This window comes from Pluralibacter sp., from assembly GCF_019237635.1.
Classification (GTDB): Bacteria; Pseudomonadota; Gammaproteobacteria; order Enterobacterales; family Enterobacteriaceae; genus Enterobacter_B.
Map to the genome: position 1 here is coordinate 22184 of NZ_JAFAGS010000121.1, position 19843 is coordinate 42026.

Consider the following 19843-nt stretch of genomic DNA (forward strand, 5'->3'; position numbering starts at 1 on the left):
TTCTGCACAGAAATCCAGTAAGCGCATAAGAACAAAATGTGATACAAACATGAAGGCAGTACGCAAACGATAACATTCTTCATAACACAACAACGTCAGGCAGGGTCAAGCGTGATGATCCCACAGATTTCTCAAGCGCCAGGTGTCGTACAGCTGGTGCTGAATTTTTTGCAGGCACTGGAGCAGCAAGGGTTTACAGGCGATACCGCCACACGTTACGCCGACAGGCTGACGATGGCGACGGATAACAGTATCTATCAGCTTCTTCCGGATGCGGTGGTTTTCCCGCGTTCTACGGCAGACGTCGCGCTGCTGGCGCGGATCTCTGCACAGGAGCGCTTTGCATCGCTGGTCTTTACCCCGCGCGGCGGCGGGACCGGCACCAACGGGCAGTCCCTGAACCAGGGCATCGTTATCGATATGTCCCGCCACATGAACCGCATCATTGAAATTAACCCTGAAGAAGGGTGGGTGCGGGTTGAGGCTGGGGTTATCAAAGATCAACTGAATCAGTTTTTGAAGCCTTACGGCTATTTCTTTGCGCCGGAACTTTCCACCAGCAACCGCGCCACGCTCGGGGGGATGATCAATACCGACGCCTCAGGCCAGGGGTCGCTGGTGTACGGCAAAACCTCCGATCATGTGCTGGGCGTGCGCGCGGTGCTGCTCGGCGGCGATATTCTTGATACACAACCTGTCCCTGTTCAGCTTGCTGAAACGCTGGCGAAAGAGCAGTCGACCTCCGGGCGGATCTACCGCACCGTTTATCAGCGCTGCAAAGAGAACCGTCAGCTTATTCTCGACAAATTCCCAAAACTCAACCGTTTCCTGACCGGTTACGACCTGCGTCACGTCTTTAACGACGAGATGACCGAGTTTGACCTCACGCGGGTGCTGACCGGTTCCGAAGGAACGCTGGCGTTTATTACTGAGGCCCGGCTGGACATTACGCGTCTGCCGAAAGTGCGTCGGCTGGTGAACGTCAAGTATGACTCCTTTGAATCCGCGCTGCGCAATGCACCGTTTATGGTGGAGGCGCGGGCGCTGTCCGTTGAAACCGTCGATTCCAAAGTGCTCAACCTGGCGCGGGAAGACATCGTCTGGCACTCGGTCAGCGAGCTTATCACCGACGTGCCGGATAAAGAGATGCTGGGTCTGAACATCGTGGAGTTCGCCGGTGATGACCAGACGCTTATCGACGGGCAGGTGAGCACGCTGTGCCAGCGGCTGGATGCGCAGATGGCGGCAGGTGAAAGCGGAATCATTGGCTGGCAGCTGTGTGACAATCTGGCGGGCATTGAGCGAATCTATGCGATGCGTAAAAAAGCGGTTGGCCTGCTCGGCAACGCGAAAGGCGCCGCCAAGCCGATTCCTTTCGTCGAGGATACCTGCGTGCCGCCGGAACATCTCGCTGATTACATCGCGGAATTTCGCGCGCTGCTCGATGGACACGGCCTGAGCTACGGCATGTTCGGCCACGTCGACGCCGGGGTGCTGCATGTGCGTCCGGCGCTGGATATGTGCGACCCGCAGCAGGAAGTGTTGATGAAGCAGATTTCCGATGAGGTGGTGGCGCTGACGGCCAAATACGGCGGCCTGCTGTGGGGGGAACACGGCAAAGGATTCCGCGCGCAGTACAGCCCGGCGTTTTTCGGCGAGACGCTGTATGGCGAGTTACGCAAAGTTAAGGCCGCCTTTGACCCGCACAACCGTCTGAACCCGGGGAAAATCTGTCCGCCGGAGGGGCTTGATGCGCCGATGATGAAAGTCGACGGGGTCACGCGCGGGGCATTTGACCGGCAGATCCCCATCGCCGTGCGCTCTTCCTGGCGCGGCGCGATGGAGTGCAACGGCAATGGTCTGTGTTTTAACTTCGACGCCAAAAGCCCGATGTGCCCGTCGATGAAAATCACCAGCAACCGTATGCACTCGCCGAAGGGGCGTGCGACGCTGGTGCGTGAATGGCTGCGCTTGCTTGCCGACCGCGGCGTCGACCCGATAAAGCTGGAGCATGCGCTGCCTGAAAAGGGTCTCAGCCTGCGCCATCTCATCGAGCGCACCCGTAACACGTGGCATGCGCACAGGGGCGAATATGACTTTTCGCATGAGGTGAAAGAGGCGATGTCGGGCTGTCTGGCCTGTAAAGCCTGTTCCACCCAGTGCCCAATCAAAATTGATGTCCCGGAGTTTCGCTCGCGCTTCCTGCAGCTGTACCACACCCGCTATCTGCGGCCGGTGCGCGATCACCTGGTCGCGACCGTGGAGAGCTATGCGCCGCTGATGGCGCGGGCGCCGAGGACCTTTAACTTCTTTCTGAGCCAGCCGCTGTTGCGGCGGATGTCGGAAAAACACATCGGCATGATTGACCTGCCGCTGTTATCCACCCCGACGCTACAGCAACAGATGGTCGGACACCGCTCGGCAAATCTGACGCTGGAGCAGCTCGAAGCGTTGAGCGCCGAACAGAAGGCCAGAACGGTGCTGGTGGTCCAGGATCCGTTTACCAGCTATTACGATGCGCAGGTTGTCGCCGATTTTGTCCGTCTGGCGGAAAAAGTGGGTTGGACGCCGGTTGTGCTGCCGTTCTCGCCTAACGGCAAGGCGCAGCACATTAAAGGTTTCCTGACGCGCTTCGCCCGTACGGCGGCGAAAACGGCGGACTTCCTCAACCGCATCGCTCAACTGGGTATGCCGATGGTCGGGGTCGATCCGGCGCTGGTGCTGTGCTATCGCGATGAATATAAGCAGACGCTCGGCGATAAGCGTGGCGAGTTCCAGGTTCAACTGGTGCATGAGTGGCTGGCGCAGGCGCTGACTCTCGTTGAAAAACGGGACGTGAGCGGCGAGCCCTGGTACCTGTTTGGCCACTGTACCGAAGTGACCGCATTGCCGTCCTCTCCAGGCCAGTGGTCGGCGCTGTTCGCCCACGTCGGCGCAAAGCTGGAAAACGTCAGCGTGGGCTGCTGCGGTATGGCGGGCACCTACGGGCATGAGGTGAAAAATCATGCCCATTCACTGGGGATTTATGCGCTGTCATGGCAGCAAACCATGCAGAAGCTTCCCCGCAACCGCTGTCTGGTGACGGGCTACTCCTGTCGCAGCCAGGTAAAACGTATCGAGGGTAGCGGCGTCCGCCACCCTCTGCAGGCACTACTGGAGATTATTGGATGATCTGGAAACGTAACGCGACGCTGGACAACCTGAACGCCATGGGTGAAGGCAATATGGTCGGGCTGCTCAACATCCACTTTGATAAGCTGGGCGATGCGAGTATTGAAGCGACGATGCCTGTCGATAGCCGGACCCATCAGCCGTTTGGGTTACTGCACGGCGGCGCCTCGGTGGTACTGGCGGAAACGCTGGGCTCAGTTGCAGGTTATCTGTGTACCGAAGGTGACGAGCAGGTGGTTGGCCTTGAGGTTAACGCTAACCATATTCGCTCCGTGCGTAGCGGTCGCGTACGCGGCGTCTGTACGGCGCTGCACGCCGGGCGGCGTCATCAGGTGTGGCAGATTGAGATCTTCGACGAGCAGGGGCGGTTGTGTTGCTCGTCGCGTCTGACCACTGCGGTGGTGTCACCGCAGTGATAAAATGCGTCCGGGCGAGGCAACGTCCGGACGCGTTGGCTATTTCTGAATCAGGTAGCGGATGGTGGGGCCGTCCTGCTGAATATCCAGCACCGTATAGCCGTGGTTTTTCGCATCCAGCGGGATGTTGTTAATCGACTGCGGGCAGTCGCTCACCACTTCGAGAATTTCACCTTTTTTCAGCGATGGCATCGCTTCCAGCGTGGCGACCGCCGGGTAGGGGCAGGGTTCGCCGACCATATCTAAACGGTAATCCGGTACGTACGTTTTCATGCAGTCTCCTTAGCGCGCTGTAAACGGGCCTCTTTTTGGCGAAAGAAGCGTTTCTCCCAGATGATGACCAGCATCAGCGCAGCAAACAGCAGCGCATAAGTCACCAGCAGGCCGCCGAGCGGGCCAAAGGTGGTCAGCAGATTCACTTTGTCCCAGTTCGTGGCAAGCGGCCCTGAGAGGTCGTCCCAGAAATAAGCCAGCAGGGTGGATCCGATAACGTTGCCAAGCCCAACCCACCAGTAGTGTACCTGGCCTTCGACGGCGCGGTACATCCAGCCGGTTTCACAGCCTCCAGCCAGTACGATGCCGAAACCGAACAGCAGGCCGCCAATAACCGCATTGGGGCCAGCCCACATGATCTTCGGCGCCATGCCCAACTGCACGTAGCTAAAGATGCCGATCGCGCTGGCGGCCATACCAAAGATGATGGCTTTCGCCATGTAGGTACGCCCGGTTATCCACATATCGCGAAACGCCGAGGTGAAACAGATTTGCGCCCGTTCAATAAGCAGACCGAAGCCGACGCCGAACAGCATCGCCAGCCCGAGTTTGGGTTGATTAAAGGCCGTCAGCAGCGCCCAGGCCACCATGGCGATGAACACCAGCATCCCCAGACGGAAGCGGCGCTTTGCCTGCTCCGGCTTTTGTGTGAGGGGGGAGGCGGCAGACACTTTTTGCATTTTCACCGGAATGCGGAATATTGGCAGCAGCGTAAAGCGTGCGCCAAACCAGGTGCCAATTGCCGTGGCGATGGCGAAAAACCAGGCGTGTAGCGAGAACTGCGGGATGCCGGTAAAAAAAGCGGCGAGGTTGCAGCCCATCGCCAGGCGCGCGCCAAACCCGGCAATAATGCCGCCCGCGACGGCCTGAGCGATACGAATGCGGCTGCGCGGAAAGCGGAGTTTGACGTTATTGGCCCACAGGGCCGCCGCGAAGCAACCGCCAAACATACCGATAATCATCATGCCGTCGATACGGGTCAGCGGCGACCCGTCGAGATGAATGAGCTTGTAATAGCCCCACTCCTCGGCGTGTATGCCTGCGAGCTGCAACAGCTGTCCGCCCCAACGGGTGAATTCCCCGGTGACGGCCCAGAAGGTGCCGGTGATGCCAAAATAGTAGGTAGAGAGAATGCCTGCGGCGATAACTGCGGGGGCAGGCGACCAGAATTTGATCAGGTACGCCTGTTTGAAGTGCTGCCATGTCATAGAAAAGTCCTCTGAACTCAGAAGGAAACTATTGCCCGGAAGGGCTGAAGAAATGCGATAATACGCCACTTTGTCAGGGAAAACACGCGACAGGATCAAAAGCAGAAAGGACAACGGGCGAAATCAGCGAGTTAGCATATTTAGTTTACAAAAAGATGATTGCCAAATAAAACATTACGCACGCAAACGAATATTAGTCTTTTTCTTACCCAAATTATTTTGAATTAATGTAAATCCGCTTTTAATCAGGATTAGATTAATTCACTATCTTTTCAGAAGGAAATGCCTCATGCTGCGGTCGCCAGTCTCCTCAAGGCCTGAGTCCCAATTTTAGGATCCACGCCAGGATCTTAATTCTTACGGTCTTTTTCTGTGGCTCGTTTATACTACTCACTACTGGCCGGTTAAGTCCGTTATCACTTAAAGACGTATCGCATAAAGATTGATGAAATCATTCGTTTTTTCCTTACGCGTTACTCGCTACATCTGTTTACAGGAAAAAAACGATGGCAAAAGCCTTCGAAGCCGCGCTGCTGCGCCCCCGCTACTGGTTAACCTGGTTTGGTCTCGGGTTCCTCTGGTTGCTTGTTCAGCTACCCTATCCGCTGCTCTATATCATCGGCTCTTCGCTGGGCAGAGCGGCGCGTCCCTTCCTTAAGCGTCGCGAACGTATTGCGGCTAAAAACCTCGAGCTGTGTTTTCCGGAGATGAGCGTCAGTGACAGAAATAAACTGATTGAGCAAAACTTTGTCTCTCTGGGAATGGGGCTGATCGAAACCGGGATGGCGTGGTTCTGGAGCGATGCCAGAGTCAAAAAGTGGTTCGATGTTGAAGGTTATGATCACCTGCAATGCGCGCTGGCGGAAAAAAAAGGCGTGATGGTGGTTGGCGTACATTTTATGTCGCTTGAGCTGGGCGGCCGGACAATGGGGCTGTGTCGCCCTATGATGGCGACCTATCGTCCGCACAACAGCCCGCTGATGGAGTGGGTGCAAACGAAAGGGCGTCTGCGTTCCAATAAAGCGATGATCGACCGCCGTAACCTGCGCGGGCTGGTGCATGCCCTGAAGCAGGGAGAGGCGGTGTGGTTCGCTCCCGATCAGGACTATGGACGTAAGGGCAGCGTATTTGCGCCGTTCTTCTCGGTGCCGTCTGCGGCAACGACTGACGGTACGCGCATTCTTTCGCGTCTGTCAGGGGCGAAACTGCTGACCGTCACGATGGTGAGAAAAACCGACAGAAGCGGTTATCGTCTGCATATCAGCGATGTGATGAAAGATTACCCGGTGGACGATGAGTTCCTCGCCGCCTGCTATATGAACAAGGTGATTGAGAAAGAGATCCTGCGCGCCCCGGAGCAGTATCTGTGGGTGCACCGCCGCTTTAAGACCCGTCCGCTGGGTGAAACGTCGCTGTATTGATTTCTGTTTAAGTCTGTCAGGGCGTGATATCCGAATTACCGGGTGTCGCGCCTTTTTATTTCCGCGATTAAAACTCGTCCGGCAGGTTGTTTATTTTCATCAGCACGCCGCGATTAACCTCAATGTAGCCGCCTTCACGCAGCGTAGAGAGGATAGGTGGTTATGTATCACTTGACCAGAGTTGCCGATCTAATCTTCCATTTTCCTTTTTCCTGGACAAGACAGTCAGCCACAACGTGATCTTTTGCTTTCCCAAACGCGATATAGACGTTTGTACATACCGCATCGAAATCAGTTTGCAAAATCGTTAGCTGGTCCCAGTCATCATCCCAGTCCTGCGATTTTATGAACATATCGCTATCAGGCATATCCTTATCGTTGCTGTCACCGGAGTACATTTTTTTTATTGCGGCAATCGTCGGTGAAAAGACGTAATTCTCCATGATATCCGGATTGAGAATGGGGGGCTTATCCTGCTTAAGTTGATTGATATACCAGCGGTTGAACGTCAGAGCCACGGCGGCGGGCTGATTAACATCACTCGCAACAGCGAGCGGAGACAGGACAAAAAGCAGTATCAACAGTTTTCTCATTAGTCATGCCTGAACAGTTCGTAATGTGGATGCAGCTCGCGATAACCCGGACCTGGGTACATCGAGCGCTGCACAAAATCGCTGATCCATTGCTGGCCGTCGTAAATGCAAACGTGGCCGTGATCATGATGGGGTATTGACTGAATGACTGCTACGTCACCAGCGTGAGGCTGGTCATAGACAAGGCGAAAGCCTGCGTTGACCAGCGTTATGCCTATATCTTTTGCGGATCGCGTGTTGGGGATGTTAAGTCCACCCCCGTTTCTGATTGCCTTAGTGACGTAATGCGCACAGTTACCGGTGCTTTGCGGTTGTGCGTGCGTTTTTGCATAACTGATCGCGCCGTCTTTATTCCACGACATGATATTTCCTTATCAGTTGGACATAAGAGAAACATTACGCCGATAAATCATGACTTTTTGTAATTAATAGCAATCTCCAGTTAACCGTTATTTGTATGATTTATAATGGTTATTTAAGTATAAATTATGTTTATGCCAGTCATGTTGCTTAATGTCGATCCTTAACTGATCGGCATTCGGCAGCACAGGGAAAAAAAGAGCCAGCGCGGGTTTTTTGTCTAAAAAACGACCGACACAGCCCTGGCCTGAAAAATGGCAAGTCTATGATTATCATTTAATTTGTTGATTTATAGAAATTTTAAAAAACTATCTTATAAATAGGTATTTTATATACATCTTTTCCTTTCTAACCTCTCTTATCTTTCGATATGCTAATTTTTCATATCTATCAATCAATTAAATAACAAAGACCCAGCCTGTGAACCCTTCCTGCAGGGTCTATGCTTATTAAAAGCGTTCAAAAACGGCCATTACGACGAAAACCCCTGCCGGTCAGGGATTGAAGTGATAATCATTATCACTAACATGATGTTATGCCCTGATGGCTTCAACACATGAGGTGGACCTATGGAATTGCATTCAGGAAGCTTTAACCCCGATGACTTCAGCTGGCGCGGAATTCACCTGACGCCTGCTGCGGCCGAGCGTATCCGCGAGCTGGCGGCGAAGCAGGGTGTGCTGGGGATACGGCTTGGCATCAAGCAGTCCGGCTGCGCCGGTTTTGCCTACGTACTGGACACGGTGGCTGAGCCGCATGACGACGATCTGCTGTTTGAATCCGACGGCGCAAAGTTGTGGGTATCGCTGAAGGCCATGCCGTTTGTCGACGGTACCGAAGTGGATTATATCCGTGAAGGATTAAACCAGATCTTTAAGTTTCATAACCCAAAAGCACAGCACGAATGTGGCTGTGGTGAGAGTTTTGGGGTGCAGGCGGAGTAACTATGTCGCGGAATACTGAAGCAACTGACGATGTCAAAACCTGGACCGGCGGCCAGCTGAATTATAAAGAAGGGTTCTTTACCCAACTGCAGACCGATGAGCTGGAAAAAGGGATCAATGAAGAGGTGGTGCGCGCCATCTCGGCGAAACGTAATGAGCCTGAGTGGATGCTGACGTTTCGTCTTAACGCCTTCCACGCCTGGCTTGAGATGGAGGAGCCGCACTGGCTGAAAGCGCACTACGACAAGCTCAACTATCAGGATTTCAGCTACTACTCCGCGCCGTCCTGCGGCAATTGCGACGACAACGGCGACTCGCAACCAGGAGCAGTACAGCAGCCCGCAGGCAACGCCTTTTTAAGTAAAGAGGTGGAGGCCGCGTTCGAACAGCTTGGCGTTCCGGTAAGAGAAGGTAAAGAGGTGGCGGTGGATGCGATATTCGACTCCGTCTCGGTCGCCACGACCTACCGCGAAAAGCTGGCGGAGCAGGGCATTATTTTCTGCTCTTTTGGCGAAGCTATCCACGAGCACCCTGAACTGGTGCAGAAGTATCTGGGTACGGTGGTGCCCGGTAACGACAATTTCTTCGCGGCGCTGAACGCGGCCGTGGCGTCTGATGGCACTTTCATCTATGTGCCGAAAGGCGTGCGCTGCCCGATGGAGCTCTCCACCTATTTTCGCATCAACGCGGAAAAAACCGGGCAGTTTGAACGCACTATCCTGGTGGCGGATGAGGGCAGCTACGTCAGCTACATCGAGGGATGCTCGGCGCCGGTACGAGACAGCTATCAGCTGCACGCGGCGGTGGTTGAGGTCATCATCCATAAAGATGCGGAGGTCAAATACTCCACAGTGCAGAACTGGTTCCCTGGCAATGACAACAGCGGCGGCATCCTGAACTTCGTCACCAAACGCGCGCTGTGCGAAGGCGAGAACAGCAAGATGTCCTGGACGCAGTCGGAAACCGGCTCGGCGATCACCTGGAAATACCCGAGCTGTATCCTGCGCGGCGATAACTCCATCGGCGAGTTTTTCTCCGTGGCGCTGACCAGCGGCCACCAGCAGGCCGATACCGGCACCAAGATGACCCACATTGGGAAAAATACCCGTTCGACCATCATCTCTAAAGGGATCTCCGCCGGACACAGCCAGAACAGCTACCGGGGCTTAGTGAAAATCATGCCGACGGCGACCAACGCGCGCAATTACACCCAGTGCGACTCGATGCTGATAGGCCCGGACTGCGGTGCGCATACCTTCCCCTACGTCGAGTGCCGCAACAACAGCGCGCAACTCGAACACGAAGCGACAACCTCGCGTATCGGCGAAGATCAGCTGTTTTACTGTTTGCAGCGCGGCATCAGTGAAGATGACGCTATCTCCATGATCGTCAACGGGTTCTGTAAGGACGTTTTTTCAGAGCTGCCGCTGGAGTTTGCCGTTGAAGCGCAAAAGCTGTTGGCTATCAGCCTCGAACACAGCGTCGGTTAAGGATAAAGGGATAACACATGTTAAGTATTAAAGAATTACAGGTAGCAGTGGATGATAACGCGATTCTGCGCGGGCTTAGCCTTGAGGTGCGTCCGGGGGAAGTCCACGCCATTATGGGGCCAAACGGTTCCGGGAAAAGTACGCTCTCGGCAACCCTTGCCGGGCGAGAAGATTATGCCGTCACCGGCGGTTCGGTCACCTTCAAGGGGAAAAACCTGCTGGAACTGGCACCGGAAGATCGCGCAGGCGAAGGCATCTTTATGGCTTTCCAGTATCCGGTGGAAATCCCCGGCGTCAGTAATCAGTTCTTTTTGCAGACCGCGCTTAACGCGGTGCGCGGCTATCGCGGGCAGGAACCGCTCGACCGCTTCGATTTCCAGGATCTGATGGAAGAGAAGATAAAGCTGCTGAAAATGCCGGAAGATTTACTGACCCGCTCGGTCAACGTCGGCTTTTCCGGCGGCGAGAAAAAGCGCAACGATATTCTGCAAATGGCGGTACTGGAGCCTGAACTGTGCATTCTTGATGAGTCGGACTCCGGTCTGGATATCGACGCGCTGAAAATTGTCGCCGACGGCGTGAATTCGCTGCGCGACGGAAAACGCGCTTTTATCATCGTGACGCACTATCAACGCATTCTGGACTATATCAAGCCGGATTATGTCCACGTGCTTTACCAGGGGCGGATCGTAAAATCCGGGGATTTCACACTGGTGAAACAACTGGAGGAGCAGGGCTATGGCTGGCTTACCGAACAGCAGTAACGCGCTGCAGCAATGGCACCATCTGTTTGAGGCTGACGGCGCGCGCCGCACGCCCGAGGCGCAGCAGCACCTGCAGCAAATGCTGCGTCTCGGGCTGCCCTCCCGTAAGCATGAGGACTGGAAATACACCTCGCTCGATGGCTTGCTTAACAGCCCGTTCGTGGCGCTGCAAACGCCGGTCAATGCGGCGCAGCGGGATGCGCTGTCGCTGTCGCTGGATGCGCTACGACTGGTGTTTGTCGACGGACAGTTTTGCCCGGCGCTGAGCGATAATCTGCAGCACAGCGGGTTTACGGTCACCGTGGATAACCTACGTGACGCGCTGCCCGCGGCCGTACAGCCGGAGGTGTTTTTGCATCTCACGGAAAGCCTGTCGACCACCGTCACGCATATCGCCGTTGCCCGTCATCAGCGCCCGGCAAAACCGCTGCTGCTGATGCATATCACTCAGGGTGTCGATGGGGATGCCGTCAACACGGCGCACTATCGTCACCACCTTGAACTCGCCGAAGGCAGCGAGGCGACGGTTATCGAGCATTATGTCAGCCTGAGCCAGGCACGGCACTTTACCGGCTCGCGCCTCACCATGCAGGTCGCCGACAATGCGCAACTGCACCATATTAAGCTGGCGTTTGAAAACGCCGCCAGCCATCACTTTGCGCATAACGACATTCTGTTAGGGCAGGATGCCGCCGCTTTCAGCAACAGTTTCCTGCTGGGCGGCGCGGTGTTGCGCCACAACACCAGCGCTCAGCTCAATGGCGAAAATACGACGCTGCGCATTAACAGCCTGGCGATGCCGGTAAAAAATGAAGTCTGCGATACCCGTACCTGGCTTGAACATAATAAGGGGTACTGCAACAGCCGCCAGCTGCATAAAACCATTGTCAGCGATAAGGGGCGCGCGGTGTTTAACGGGGTTATCAACGTGGCGCAGCATGCCATCAAAACCGACGGGCAGATGACCAACAACAATCTGCTGCTGGGGCGCCTTGCCGAGGTGGATACCAAGCCGCAGCTTGAGATCTATGCCGATGATGTCAAATGCAGCCACGGAGCGACGGTGGGCCGTATCGACGACGAGCAGCTGTTTTACCTGCGCTCCCGGGGGATCGGACGCCAGGCCGCGCAGCAGATGATTATTTACGCTTTTGCCGCTGAGCTGACTGAAACCCTCCGCGACGATGCGCTAAAACAGCAGGTGCTGGCCCGTATCGGCGAACGCCTGCCGGGAGGTGGAGCATGACTTTTGCTGTCGATCGGGTCAGGGCGGATTTTCCGGTCCTCGCGCGTGAAATCAACGGACAGCCGCTGGCGTACCTCGACAGCGCCGCCAGCGCGCAGAAACCGAATCAGGTGATTGACGCCGAAGCGGCGTTCTATCGCCACGGCTATGCCGCTGTACACCGCGGGATCCATACGCTAAGCGCTGAGGCGACGACGCGCATGGAGAACGTGCGTCAGCAGACGGCGAATTTTCTTAACGCCCGCTCGGCGGAAGAGTTGGTGTTTGTCCGCGGCACCACGGAGGGGATTAATCTGGTCGCCAACAGTTGGGGCAACAGCAACGTTCAGGCCGGGGACAACATCATCATTAGCCAGATGGAGCACCATGCCAACATCGTGCCCTGGCAGATGCTCTGCGCCCGGGTCGGCGCAGAGCTGCGCGTTATCCCGATGAATCAGGATGGCACCCTGCAGCTTGAGGTGATGCCGACGCTGTTTGATGAGCGCACGCGGTTGCTGGCTATCACGCAGGTCTCCAACGTGCTCGGTACCGTGAACCCGGTAAAAACCATGGCGATGCTGGCGCATCAGTACGGGGCGAAAGTGCTGGTGGACGGCGCCCAGGCGGTGATGCATGCGGCGGTAGACGTCCAGGATCTCGACTGCGATTTCTATGTCTTTTCCGGCCACAAACTCTATGGCCCGACCGGGATTGGTATTCTGTACGTCAAAGAGGAACTCTTGCAGGCGATGCCGCCGTGGGAAGGGGGCGGGTCAATGATTGCCACCGTCAGCCTGACTGAAGGCACCACCTGGACGAAAGCCCCCTGGCGTTTTGAGGCGGGAACGCCGAATACGGGCGGTATTATTGGTCTTGGCGCGGCGCTGGAGTACATCTGCGCGCTGGGGCTTGAGAATATCGCCGACTATGAGCAGACGCTGATGCATTATGCGTTAACCGAACTGGCGAGCGTGCCGGACCTGACCCTGTACGGCCCAGATGCGCGCGTCGGCGTAGTGGCATTTAACCTCGGCAAGCACCATGCCTTTGATGTCGGTAGTTTTCTCGACAACTACGGCGTGGCGGTGCGAACCGGCCACCACTGCGCCATGCCGTTGATGGCTTTTTATCAGGTACCCGCCATGTGTCGCGCATCGCTCGCTATGTACAATACGCACGAAGAGGTTGACCGTCTGGTGACCGGATTGCAGCGTATTCATCGTTTATTAGGGTAGGTTGCGTCATGGTCGTGTTACCGGATAAAGAAAAGTTGCTGCGCAACTTTAGCCGTTGCGCAAACTGGGAAGAGAAGTATCTCTATATTATTGAGCTTGGGCAGCGCCTCACGCCGCTCAGCGATGCCGAGCATAATCCGCAAAATATTATTCAGGGCTGCCAGAGCCAGGTATGGATTGTGATGCAGCAAAACGCCGACGGCGTTATTGAGCTGCAGGGGGATAGCGATGCGGCGATTGTGAAGGGGCTAATCGCAATCGTTTTTATTCTTTATCACCAGATGACCGCGCAGGATATTATTGCGTTTGACGTTCGTCCCTGGTTTGAACAAATGTCCCTGGCGCAGCACCTCACGCCGTCGCGTTCTCAGGGACTGGAGGCAATGATTCGCGCGATTCGCACCAAAGCCGCAAACCTTGACTAAAATAAAGAGACAGCTTTCATTCTGTTAGCGAGGAACCCTACCTCGTGGTTTGTTCAGTATCCTGACATTGAGCCAGTGAATAATAAAGGGAATACCAGTATGAAACGCGCGTCTCTTATTACCCTTGCTCTACTGGGGGCCTTCAGCGTTTCGCAAAGCGCAAAGGCCGTAGATTATCCATTACCGCCGGACGGCAGCCGCCTTGTCGGGCAAAATCAAACCTACACCGTGCAGGAAGGCGATAACACCCTGCAAACCATCGCCCGGCGTTTTGATACCGCCGCTATGCTGATCCTTGAGGCCAATAACACCATTGCACCGGTGCCGAAGCCAGGCACTCTGGTGACGATTCCGTCGCAACTGTTGTTGCCGGACGTTCAGCGTAAAGGCATTGTGGTTAACCTGGCCGAGCTGCGGCTGTATTACTTCCCGCCGGATGGCAGAAGCGTGCAGGTCTATCCGCTGGGTATTGGCCAGCTTGGCCTGGCGACGCCGGAGATGACGACCCGCGTCGGGCAGAAGATCCCCAACCCAACCTGGACTCCGACGCCAGGTATTCGCCAGCGTTCACATGAGCGCGGCGTCTCGCTACCGCCCGTGGTGCCTGCCGGGCCGAATAATCCGCTGGGACGTTATGCGTTGCGGCTGGCGTACGGCAGCGGCGAATATCTGATTCATGGCACCAATGCGCCGAGCAGCGTCGGGCTTCGCGTTAGCTCAGGCTGTATGCGGATGTTCCCTGACGATATCAAAGCGCTGTTTATGCAGGTTAGCGTAGGAACGCAGGTCAGAGTCATCAATCAGCCGGTGAAGTACTCCATCGAGCCGAATGGCAAACGCTATATCGAAGTGCATCGCCCGCTGTCGCAGGACGAAGGGCAAAATACGCAGACGTTGTCTTACTCGCTGCCGGTTGGTTTCAGCCAGTTTATTCATGATAAAGCCAGCGATAAGGCACAGATCGATCGCGCGATGTATCGCCGTGCCGGGTATCCGGTGGGGGTATCGTCAGGCGTGACGCCTGCGGCAACGGGAAACGCTTCAGTGCTTTCTGTTCAGAACCGTGTGCCGGTGACGGCGGCGGAATAAGGTGACGCATCAGGAAGGGGCGTTGGAGGGGTAAAACGACAGGCAAAAAAAATGGCGCACTCAGTGCGCCATTTTCATTACAGGTACTCTTACTTACGGTAAGAGTGAGCCATGTTGTCCAGACGCTGGTTAGCGCGAGCTGCGTCATCTTTAGCAGCCTGAACGTCAGAACGCATTGCGTTCACGTCGTTGCTCAGCTGGTCAACTTTAGCGTTCAGAGTCTGAACGTCAGAAGACAGCTGATCGATTTTAGCGTTGCTGGAGCAACCAGCCAGCAGAGTAGAACCCAGGATTACCGCGCCCAGTACCAGTTTAGTACGATTCATTATTAATACCCTCTAGATTGAGTTAATCTCCATGTAGCGTTACAAGTATTACACAAACTTTTTTATATTGAGAATATTTTTTTGGTGCGAACACGCTTATTTTTGATCGTTCGCTCAAAGATGCACCGACTTGCACATTTTGGTTAAAAAAACTGTGTTAAAACAGCGCGCTTCCATCGGATTCATCTTAGATAATCTCTTATTAGATAGTAAAATCCGATTTGATTTTTTATTGAGAACGTCTATCAAGGGAATAAAAAAAGCGCCCCGGAGGGCGCTTTTCAGGCAACAATTAATATTGCTGTAAATTATTACAGTACGTGCACGGAAGCCGTATTGGTGGTTCCGCTCGGTACCAGCGCGCCGGAAACCATCACCACGACGTCGCCTTTCTGCGCCAGGCCGCGTTCAACCAGCTGCAGGGCCACTTCTTTACCCAGGCGGTAGAAATCATCTGTAGAGGCGATTTCTTTCACCAGGTGCGGAATAACGCCTTTGCTGAGCACCAACTGACGTGCAGTCACTTCGTTGGTGGTCAGCGCCAGGATGGTGGCGTCCGGGAAGTATTTACGGATTGCGCGCGCGGATTTACCGCCCTGGGTCGCCACCACGATCAGCGGCGCTTCCAGTTTCTCAGCCGTTTCAACCGCGCCACGGCATACCGCTTCGGTAATGCGCAGTTTACGGCTGTCGTTGTTGTAATCCAGACGGCTGGTCATCACGCGGTCGGTACGCTCGCAGATAGTGGCCATGATGGTCACGGCTTCCAGCGGATACTTCCCTTTTGCGGATTCACCAGACAGCATAACCGCATCGGTGCCGTCGAGGATGGCGTTGGCCACGTCGCCCGCTTCAGCGCGGGTAGGGCGCGGGTTTTTGATCATGGAGTCCAGCATCTGGGTCGCCGTGATAACCACTTTGCGCGCGCGGACACATTTCTCGATGATCATTTTCTGGGCGAAGATAACTTCTTCAACCGGGATTTCAACGCCCATATCGCCACGAGCAACCATGATGCCGTCAGAAGCTTCGAGGATTTCGTCGAAGTTGTTCAGGCCTTCCTGGTTTTCGATTTTGGAGATGATCTGGATGTTTTCGCCGCCGTGCGCTTTCAGGTGCTCACGGATTTCCAGCACGTCGGAGCGCTTACGGATAAAGGATGCCGCAACGAAGTCAACGCCCTGCTCGCAGCCGAAGATCAGATCCTGCTTGTCTTTGTCAGCCAGTGCTGGCAGCGCGATGGAAACGCCCGGCAGGTTAACGCCTTTGTTTTCACCCAGGTCGCCGTTGTTCAGCACTTTACAGATAACCTTGTTACCTTCGATAGCGGTCACTTCCATACCGATCAGGCCGTCGTCAACCAGGATGGTGTTGCCGACTTTCAGGTCGCTGGTGAAACCTTCGTAGGTTACCGCAACGATGTCGCTGTTGCCGATAACGGATTTGTCGGTGGTGAACGTGAAGGTCTGGCCCGCTTTCAGAGAGACGTCATTACCGCCTTCCAGTTTGATGGTGCGGATTTCTGGACCTTTGGTATCCAGCAGGATCGCTGCTTTCTTACCGGTTTTGCTCATCACGTTGCGCAAGTTCTGGATGCGCTGACCGTGTTCTGCATAGTCACCGTGGGAGAAGTTCAGACGCATGACGTTCATGCCAGCGTCCAGCATTTTGGTCAGCATCTCTTCAGATTCGGTTTTCGGACCGATGGTGCAAACAATTTTGGTCTTTTTCATGACAGTTTTAGTCTTTAAGTTGAGAAGGATATGGAAATCTCGCTCCGGGGGCGCACTGCCGCGGAGTCAAACCGATGTAACGAATGTTGTGATGCCACGGGTTAAGGATAGGTGACATCAAATAAGCGTGCAGAGGAAAGTGAGCCAGGTTATCAGCTTTGCAAATGTGGTTAAGTTTTGTGCTTTTCTTTGTGCAGTCCAATGCGCTGAAACCATTCAAGTGATAATTCGCGAGCAGTATACGAGGTTACGGGTAAAAAAGAAAATAAAAACGCTGTTTCAAAAAAATAGAATGAAGTCGTTAAATACTCTTATCTGATTTGATCTTTACTGGTAACAGAAAGGGGTAACCTGGGTTTGATCTGTGGTAAATAATTATCAATAATAATTTTATTATTAACAGGTTAGCAGGAGTCAGACGATGGGTAATCAGAGTAAAGACGATGCGCTGTATCAGGAAATGTGTCGGGTTGTCGGTAAAGTGGTGCTGGAAATGCGCGACCTGGGACAGGAGCCGAAGCATATCGTTATTGCTGGCGTGTTGCGCACCTCGCTCGCCAATCAGAAAATTAAGCGTTCTGAGCTGACCCGTGAGGCGATGGAGAGCGTCATTCTGGCGCTGTCGGGGCAGTAAACGACGCGTCCTGCAGTGACCGCATTCGTCGCTCAGCCCGCAATACGCCAGGACCGACCACATATCCGTTGCGCACGCTCCGCTTATTATGTATTTTTATGCAAATTAAATGCATAAAAAGGTGGTTGTATGTGGGCGAAATGGATTAAAGCAGGGTGTTTAGCGGCGGCGCTGGCGGGCAGCGCGCATGCGGCGCAGGAGACTTACGTCGTCGGGGCGGGCGGTACCTATCGTCCGTTCGAGTTTGAAAACAACCAGAAACAGCTTGAAGGCTTTGATATCGATATCATCAAGGCCATCGCCAGGGCGGAAAACTTCAACATTAAGCTGGTCAACACGCCGTGGGAGGGGATTTTCGCGACTCTGAACGCGGGCGACCGCGACATCATTATTTCGGGGATCACCATCACTGACAAACGTAAGCAGATGGTCGATTTCTCCGCACCTTATTTCCCGGCCGAACAGTCCATCGTGGTGCCGTCGACCTCTAAAGTGACTTCGCTTGCGTCGCTGAAAGACGAAAAAGTCGGTGTGGTTAACTCCAGCACCGGCGATATCGTGGTTTCTGACGTGCTTGGCAAAAACAGCACCGCCATCAAGCGCTTCGATAACACGCCGCTGATGCTGCAGGAGCTGTTTGAAGACGGTGTCAGCGCGGCGGTCGGCGACGTTGGCGTGGTCAAATACTACATCAAGCAGCACCCGGAAAAGCAGTTCAAACTGGTGGCGGATGCGAAATTTGAGCGTCAGTACTTCGGTATCGCGGTTGCGAAAGGCAACGATGCGCTGCTGGCGAAAATTAACGATGGTCTGAAGAAAATCGTCGCTGACGGCACCTACGCAAAAATCTATAAAACCTGGTTTGACGACAACGTGCCTGTGCTGCCGGCACAGTAATACGCAGTTGAGTTTAACGCGGCTGTCGCGGTTTTCGCGCCAGCCGCATTTTTTCAGGGAAAACGTATGACGGGATTCCGTTGGGAGATTATCCAGGAGTATCTGCCGCTGTTCATGGAAGGCGCCTGGATGACGATTAAATGCACCATTATCTGCGTGATTTTGGGCACGCTGTGGGGGCTGACGTTGGGCCTCGGGCGGATGGCGAAAGCCGAACATGGGCCATGGAAATATGTGCTGCGCTATCTGGTGCAGTTTCCGGTCCGCTTCTATGTGAGCGCTTTTCGCGGCACGCCGCTATTTGTGCAAATCATGGTGGTGCACTTTGCGCTGATCCCGCTGTTTATCAACCCGCGCGACGGCCTGCTGGTGACCGGCGGCCTGATGAGCGGCGATTTCGCCCGTGCATTACGCGCGGACTACGGCGCGTTTCTGTCCTGTATTGTCGCCATTACGCTTAATGCCGGCGCCTATGTTTCGGAAATTTTCCGCGCCGGGATCCAGTCCATCGACAAGGGACAGATGGAAGCGTCGCGCGCGCTGGGAATGCCGTGGTGGAAATCAATGCGCAAGGTTATCCTGCCGCAGGCGTTTCGCCGCATCCTGCCGCCGCTGGGCAACAACGCAATAGCGATTGTGAAGGACTCATCGCTGGCTTCCGCCATTGGTCTGGCGGATCTGGCTTATGCCGCCCGGACGGTCTCTGGCGCCTATGCCACCTATTGGGAACCCTACCTGACCATCTCTGTGGTGTATTGGGTGATAACGTTCCTGCTGGCGCAATTGGTTAACCGTCTTGAGAAGAGGTTTGGCAAAAGTGATTAACATCAGAAATCTGCATAAGCACTTTGGCGACAGCCATGTGCTGCGGGGGATCGATTGCGATATTCAACCGCAGGAGGTGGTCTGCATCATCGGCCCGTCCGGCTCAGGGAAAAGTACCTTTCTGCGCTGCATGAACGCGCTGGAATCGGTCACCGAAGGCGAGGTTATCGTCAACGGCTATGCGGTACACGATACGAAGACCGATCTCAATAAACTGCGTGAAGGCGTCGGGATGGTGTTTCAGCGCTTCAACCTGTTCCCGCACATGACGGTGCTGGAAAACCTGTTGATGGCGCCGATGTCGCTGCGTGGCATGACCCGCAGCGAAGCGCAGACGCTGGCCGAGAGCCTGCTGGCGAAAGTCGGGCTTAGCGATAAACGTAACGCCTGGCCCTCAAGCCTCTCCGGCGGTCAGCAGCAGCGCGTGGCTATTGCCCGGGCGCTGGCCATGCAGCCTTCCATTATGCTGTTTGATGAACCGACCTCCGCGCTTGACCCTGAGCTGGTGGGGGATGTGCTGGCGGTGATGAAAGCGCTGGCGGGCGAAGGGATGACGATGGTCATCGTTACCCATGAGATGGGATTCGCTCGTGAGGTAGCCGATCGGGTTATCTTTATCGATCAAGGAATTATCCAGGAGCAGGGCACACCCGCACAAATCTTTGGCGCCCCCACCAACCCGCGTACTGCCGCGTTTCTCAGTAAAGTACTCTGACGTCCGAACCGGTCGCCGCGTCCTCCGTACTTGCCGGATCGGCGCGGCTGGCTTATCCGAGGGGGAGTGATTTAGATCACAACTTATGTTAACAAA

Annotated in this window: 21 protein-coding genes; 14 read left to right on the forward strand and 7 right to left on the reverse strand. The window is 54.9% G+C overall.

Annotated features, from left to right (window positions below; all coding sequences use genetic code 11):
• Positions 1–114: 114 nt before the first annotated feature.
• Both JO226_RS14060 and menI read left to right on the forward strand, forming a co-directional pair.
• Entirely contained in the window at positions 115–3171 is a 3057-nt protein-coding gene (locus JO226_RS14060; protein WP_293600574.1) for an FAD-binding and (Fe-S)-binding domain-containing protein, read from the forward strand.
• Complete coding sequence (gene menI, locus JO226_RS14065) at positions 3168–3587, forward strand: 1,4-dihydroxy-2-naphthoyl-CoA hydrolase (protein ID WP_293600061.1); 420 nt, start codon at positions 3168–3170, stop codon at positions 3585–3587. The genes JO226_RS14060 and menI overlap by 4 nt, the downstream gene beginning before the upstream one ends.
• Positions 3588–3626: 39 nt before the next feature.
• Here menI and yedF read toward each other — a convergent pair whose 3' ends face one another.
• Positions 3627–3860, reverse strand: a complete 234-nt coding sequence (yedF, locus tag JO226_RS14070; protein WP_062741292.1) for a sulfurtransferase-like selenium metabolism protein YedF — start codon at positions 3858–3860, stop codon at positions 3627–3629.
• Positions 3857–5068, reverse strand: coding sequence for a selenium metabolism membrane protein YedE/FdhT (gene yedE, locus JO226_RS14075; protein ID WP_293600062.1), 1212 nt, complete (start codon positions 5066–5068; stop codon positions 3857–3859). The genes yedF and yedE overlap by 4 nt, the downstream gene beginning before the upstream one ends.
• A 506-nt stretch (positions 5069–5574) precedes the next feature.
• Between yedE and lpxP the strand changes: the two genes are divergently transcribed.
• Complete coding sequence (gene lpxP / locus JO226_RS14080; protein WP_293600063.1) at positions 5575–6489, forward strand: kdo(2)-lipid IV(A) palmitoleoyltransferase; 915 nt, start codon at positions 5575–5577, stop codon at positions 6487–6489.
• Positions 6490–6556: 67 nt separating this feature from the next.
• Here lpxP and JO226_RS23335 read toward each other — a convergent pair whose 3' ends face one another.
• The 3 genes from JO226_RS23335 to JO226_RS14090 are packed head-to-tail and all read right to left on the reverse strand — an operon-like array spanning position 6557 to position 7444.
• A complete protein-coding gene (locus JO226_RS23335) occupies positions 6557–6643 on the reverse strand; it encodes a helix-turn-helix domain-containing protein (protein ID WP_367273560.1) in 87 nt (28 codons plus the stop codon).
• Between the two features lie 13 nt (positions 6644–6656).
• The gene (locus tag JO226_RS14085) at positions 6657–7082 is read right to left on the reverse strand and encodes a DUF3828 domain-containing protein (protein ID WP_293600064.1); all 426 of its coding nucleotides are present in this window, start codon (positions 7080–7082) and stop codon (positions 6657–6659) included.
• Positions 7082–7444: a CHAP domain-containing protein gene (locus JO226_RS14090; RefSeq protein WP_293600065.1), complete on the reverse strand. Its 363-nt coding sequence runs from the start codon at positions 7442–7444 to the stop codon at positions 7082–7084. The genes JO226_RS14085 and JO226_RS14090 overlap by 1 nt, the downstream gene beginning before the upstream one ends.
• Before the next feature lie 567 nt (positions 7445–8011).
• Between JO226_RS14090 and sufA the strand changes: the two genes are divergently transcribed.
• From sufA to JO226_RS14125, 7 genes are all read left to right on the forward strand, one after another.
• Positions 8012–8386 carry a Fe-S cluster assembly scaffold SufA gene (gene sufA / locus JO226_RS14095; RefSeq protein ID WP_293600066.1) on the forward strand — a complete coding sequence of 125 codons (375 nt, stop codon included), beginning with the start codon at positions 8012–8014 and terminating at the stop codon, positions 8384–8386.
• Between the two features lie 2 nt (positions 8387–8388).
• Entirely contained in the window at positions 8389–9876 is a 1488-nt protein-coding gene (gene sufB, locus JO226_RS14100; protein WP_293600067.1) for a Fe-S cluster assembly protein SufB, read from the forward strand.
• 17 nt (positions 9877–9893) lie between these two features.
• Entirely contained in the window at positions 9894–10640 is a 747-nt protein-coding gene (gene sufC, locus JO226_RS14105) for a Fe-S cluster assembly ATPase SufC (protein ID WP_293600068.1), read from the forward strand.
• Positions 10615–11886, forward strand: a complete 1272-nt coding sequence (gene sufD / locus JO226_RS14110; RefSeq protein WP_293600069.1) for a Fe-S cluster assembly protein SufD — start codon at positions 10615–10617, stop codon at positions 11884–11886. The genes sufC and sufD overlap by 26 nt, the downstream gene beginning before the upstream one ends.
• Positions 11883–13103 carry a cysteine desulfurase SufS gene (gene sufS, locus JO226_RS14115; protein WP_293600070.1) on the forward strand — a complete coding sequence of 407 codons (1221 nt, stop codon included), beginning with the start codon at positions 11883–11885 and terminating at the stop codon, positions 13101–13103. Before sufD ends, sufS begins: the two co-directional genes overlap by 4 nt.
• A gap of 8 nt (positions 13104–13111) precedes the next feature.
• The gene (sufE, locus tag JO226_RS14120) at positions 13112–13528 is read left to right on the forward strand and encodes a cysteine desulfuration protein SufE (protein WP_293600071.1); all 417 of its coding nucleotides are present in this window, start codon (positions 13112–13114) and stop codon (positions 13526–13528) included.
• Between the two features lie 99 nt (positions 13529–13627).
• A complete protein-coding gene (locus JO226_RS14125; RefSeq protein WP_293600072.1) occupies positions 13628–14617 on the forward strand; it encodes a L,D-transpeptidase family protein in 990 nt (329 codons plus the stop codon).
• 89 nt (positions 14618–14706) lie between these two features.
• On the opposite strand, the gene lpp is transcribed toward JO226_RS14125, so the two are convergent.
• On the reverse strand, positions 14707–14943 hold the full coding sequence (gene lpp, locus JO226_RS14130; protein ID WP_036108615.1) for a murein lipoprotein Lpp: 237 nt from the start codon (positions 14941–14943) through the stop codon (positions 14707–14709).
• 311 nt (positions 14944–15254) lie between these two features.
• Positions 15255–16676, reverse strand: coding sequence for a pyruvate kinase PykF (gene pykF / locus JO226_RS14135; protein WP_293600073.1), 1422 nt, complete (start codon positions 16674–16676; stop codon positions 15255–15257).
• A 421-nt stretch (positions 16677–17097) separates the two neighbouring features.
• On the opposite strand from pykF, the gene fumD reads away from it, so the two are divergent.
• The 4 genes from fumD to JO226_RS14155 all read left to right on the forward strand — a co-directional run bounded on the left by fumD (position 17098) and on the right by JO226_RS14155 (position 19747).
• Positions 17098–17310 (forward strand): fumarate hydratase FumD, encoded by a 213-nt coding sequence (gene fumD / locus JO226_RS14140; protein WP_293600074.1) that lies wholly within the window; start codon positions 17098–17100, stop codon positions 17308–17310.
• A gap of 129 nt (positions 17311–17439) precedes the next feature.
• Positions 17440–18207: a basic amino acid ABC transporter substrate-binding protein gene (locus tag JO226_RS14145; protein ID WP_293600075.1), complete on the forward strand. Its 768-nt coding sequence runs from the start codon at positions 17440–17442 to the stop codon at positions 18205–18207.
• Between the two features lie 66 nt (positions 18208–18273).
• Positions 18274–19032: an amino acid ABC transporter permease gene (locus JO226_RS14150; RefSeq protein WP_293600076.1), complete on the forward strand. Its 759-nt coding sequence runs from the start codon at positions 18274–18276 to the stop codon at positions 19030–19032.
• The gene (locus JO226_RS14155; RefSeq protein ID WP_293600077.1) at positions 19025–19747 is read left to right on the forward strand and encodes an amino acid ABC transporter ATP-binding protein; all 723 of its coding nucleotides are present in this window, start codon (positions 19025–19027) and stop codon (positions 19745–19747) included. Before JO226_RS14150 ends, JO226_RS14155 begins: the two co-directional genes overlap by 8 nt.
• Positions 19748–19843: the final 96 nt, after the last annotated feature.

Coding starts and splice junctions, on each gene's coding strand:
- JO226_RS14060 (WP_293600574.1), top strand. CDS start 115: ATGATCCCACAGATTTCTCAAGCGCCAGGTGTCGTACAGCTGGTGCTG.
- menI (WP_293600061.1), top strand. CDS start 3,168: ATGATCTGGAAACGTAACGCGACGCTGGACAACCTGAACGCCATGGGT.
- yedF (WP_062741292.1), bottom strand. CDS start 3,860: ATGAAAACGTACGTACCGGATTACCGTTTAGATATGGTCGGCGAACCC.
- yedE (WP_293600062.1), bottom strand. CDS start 5,068: ATGACATGGCAGCACTTCAAACAGGCGTACCTGATCAAATTCTGGTCG.
- lpxP (WP_293600063.1), top strand. CDS start 5,575: ATGGCAAAAGCCTTCGAAGCCGCGCTGCTGCGCCCCCGCTACTGGTTA.
- JO226_RS14085 (WP_293600064.1), bottom strand. CDS start 7,082: ATGAGAAAACTGTTGATACTGCTTTTTGTCCTGTCTCCGCTCGCTGTT.
- JO226_RS14090 (WP_293600065.1), bottom strand. CDS start 7,444: ATGTCGTGGAATAAAGACGGCGCGATCAGTTATGCAAAAACGCACGCA.
- sufA (WP_293600066.1), top strand. CDS start 8,012: ATGGAATTGCATTCAGGAAGCTTTAACCCCGATGACTTCAGCTGGCGC.
- sufB (WP_293600067.1), top strand. CDS start 8,389: ATGTCGCGGAATACTGAAGCAACTGACGATGTCAAAACCTGGACCGGC.
- sufC (WP_293600068.1), top strand. CDS start 9,894: ATGTTAAGTATTAAAGAATTACAGGTAGCAGTGGATGATAACGCGATT.
- sufD (WP_293600069.1), top strand. CDS start 10,615: ATGGCTGGCTTACCGAACAGCAGTAACGCGCTGCAGCAATGGCACCAT.
- sufS (WP_293600070.1), top strand. CDS start 11,883: ATGACTTTTGCTGTCGATCGGGTCAGGGCGGATTTTCCGGTCCTCGCG.
- sufE (WP_293600071.1), top strand. CDS start 13,112: ATGGTCGTGTTACCGGATAAAGAAAAGTTGCTGCGCAACTTTAGCCGT.
- JO226_RS14125 (WP_293600072.1), top strand. CDS start 13,628: ATGAAACGCGCGTCTCTTATTACCCTTGCTCTACTGGGGGCCTTCAGC.
- lpp (WP_036108615.1), bottom strand. CDS start 14,943: ATGAATCGTACTAAACTGGTACTGGGCGCGGTAATCCTGGGTTCTACT.
- pykF (WP_293600073.1), bottom strand. CDS start 16,676: ATGAAAAAGACCAAAATTGTTTGCACCATCGGTCCGAAAACCGAATCT.
- fumD (WP_293600074.1), top strand. CDS start 17,098: ATGGGTAATCAGAGTAAAGACGATGCGCTGTATCAGGAAATGTGTCGG.
- JO226_RS14145 (WP_293600075.1), top strand. CDS start 17,440: ATGTGGGCGAAATGGATTAAAGCAGGGTGTTTAGCGGCGGCGCTGGCG.
- JO226_RS14150 (WP_293600076.1), top strand. CDS start 18,274: ATGACGGGATTCCGTTGGGAGATTATCCAGGAGTATCTGCCGCTGTTC.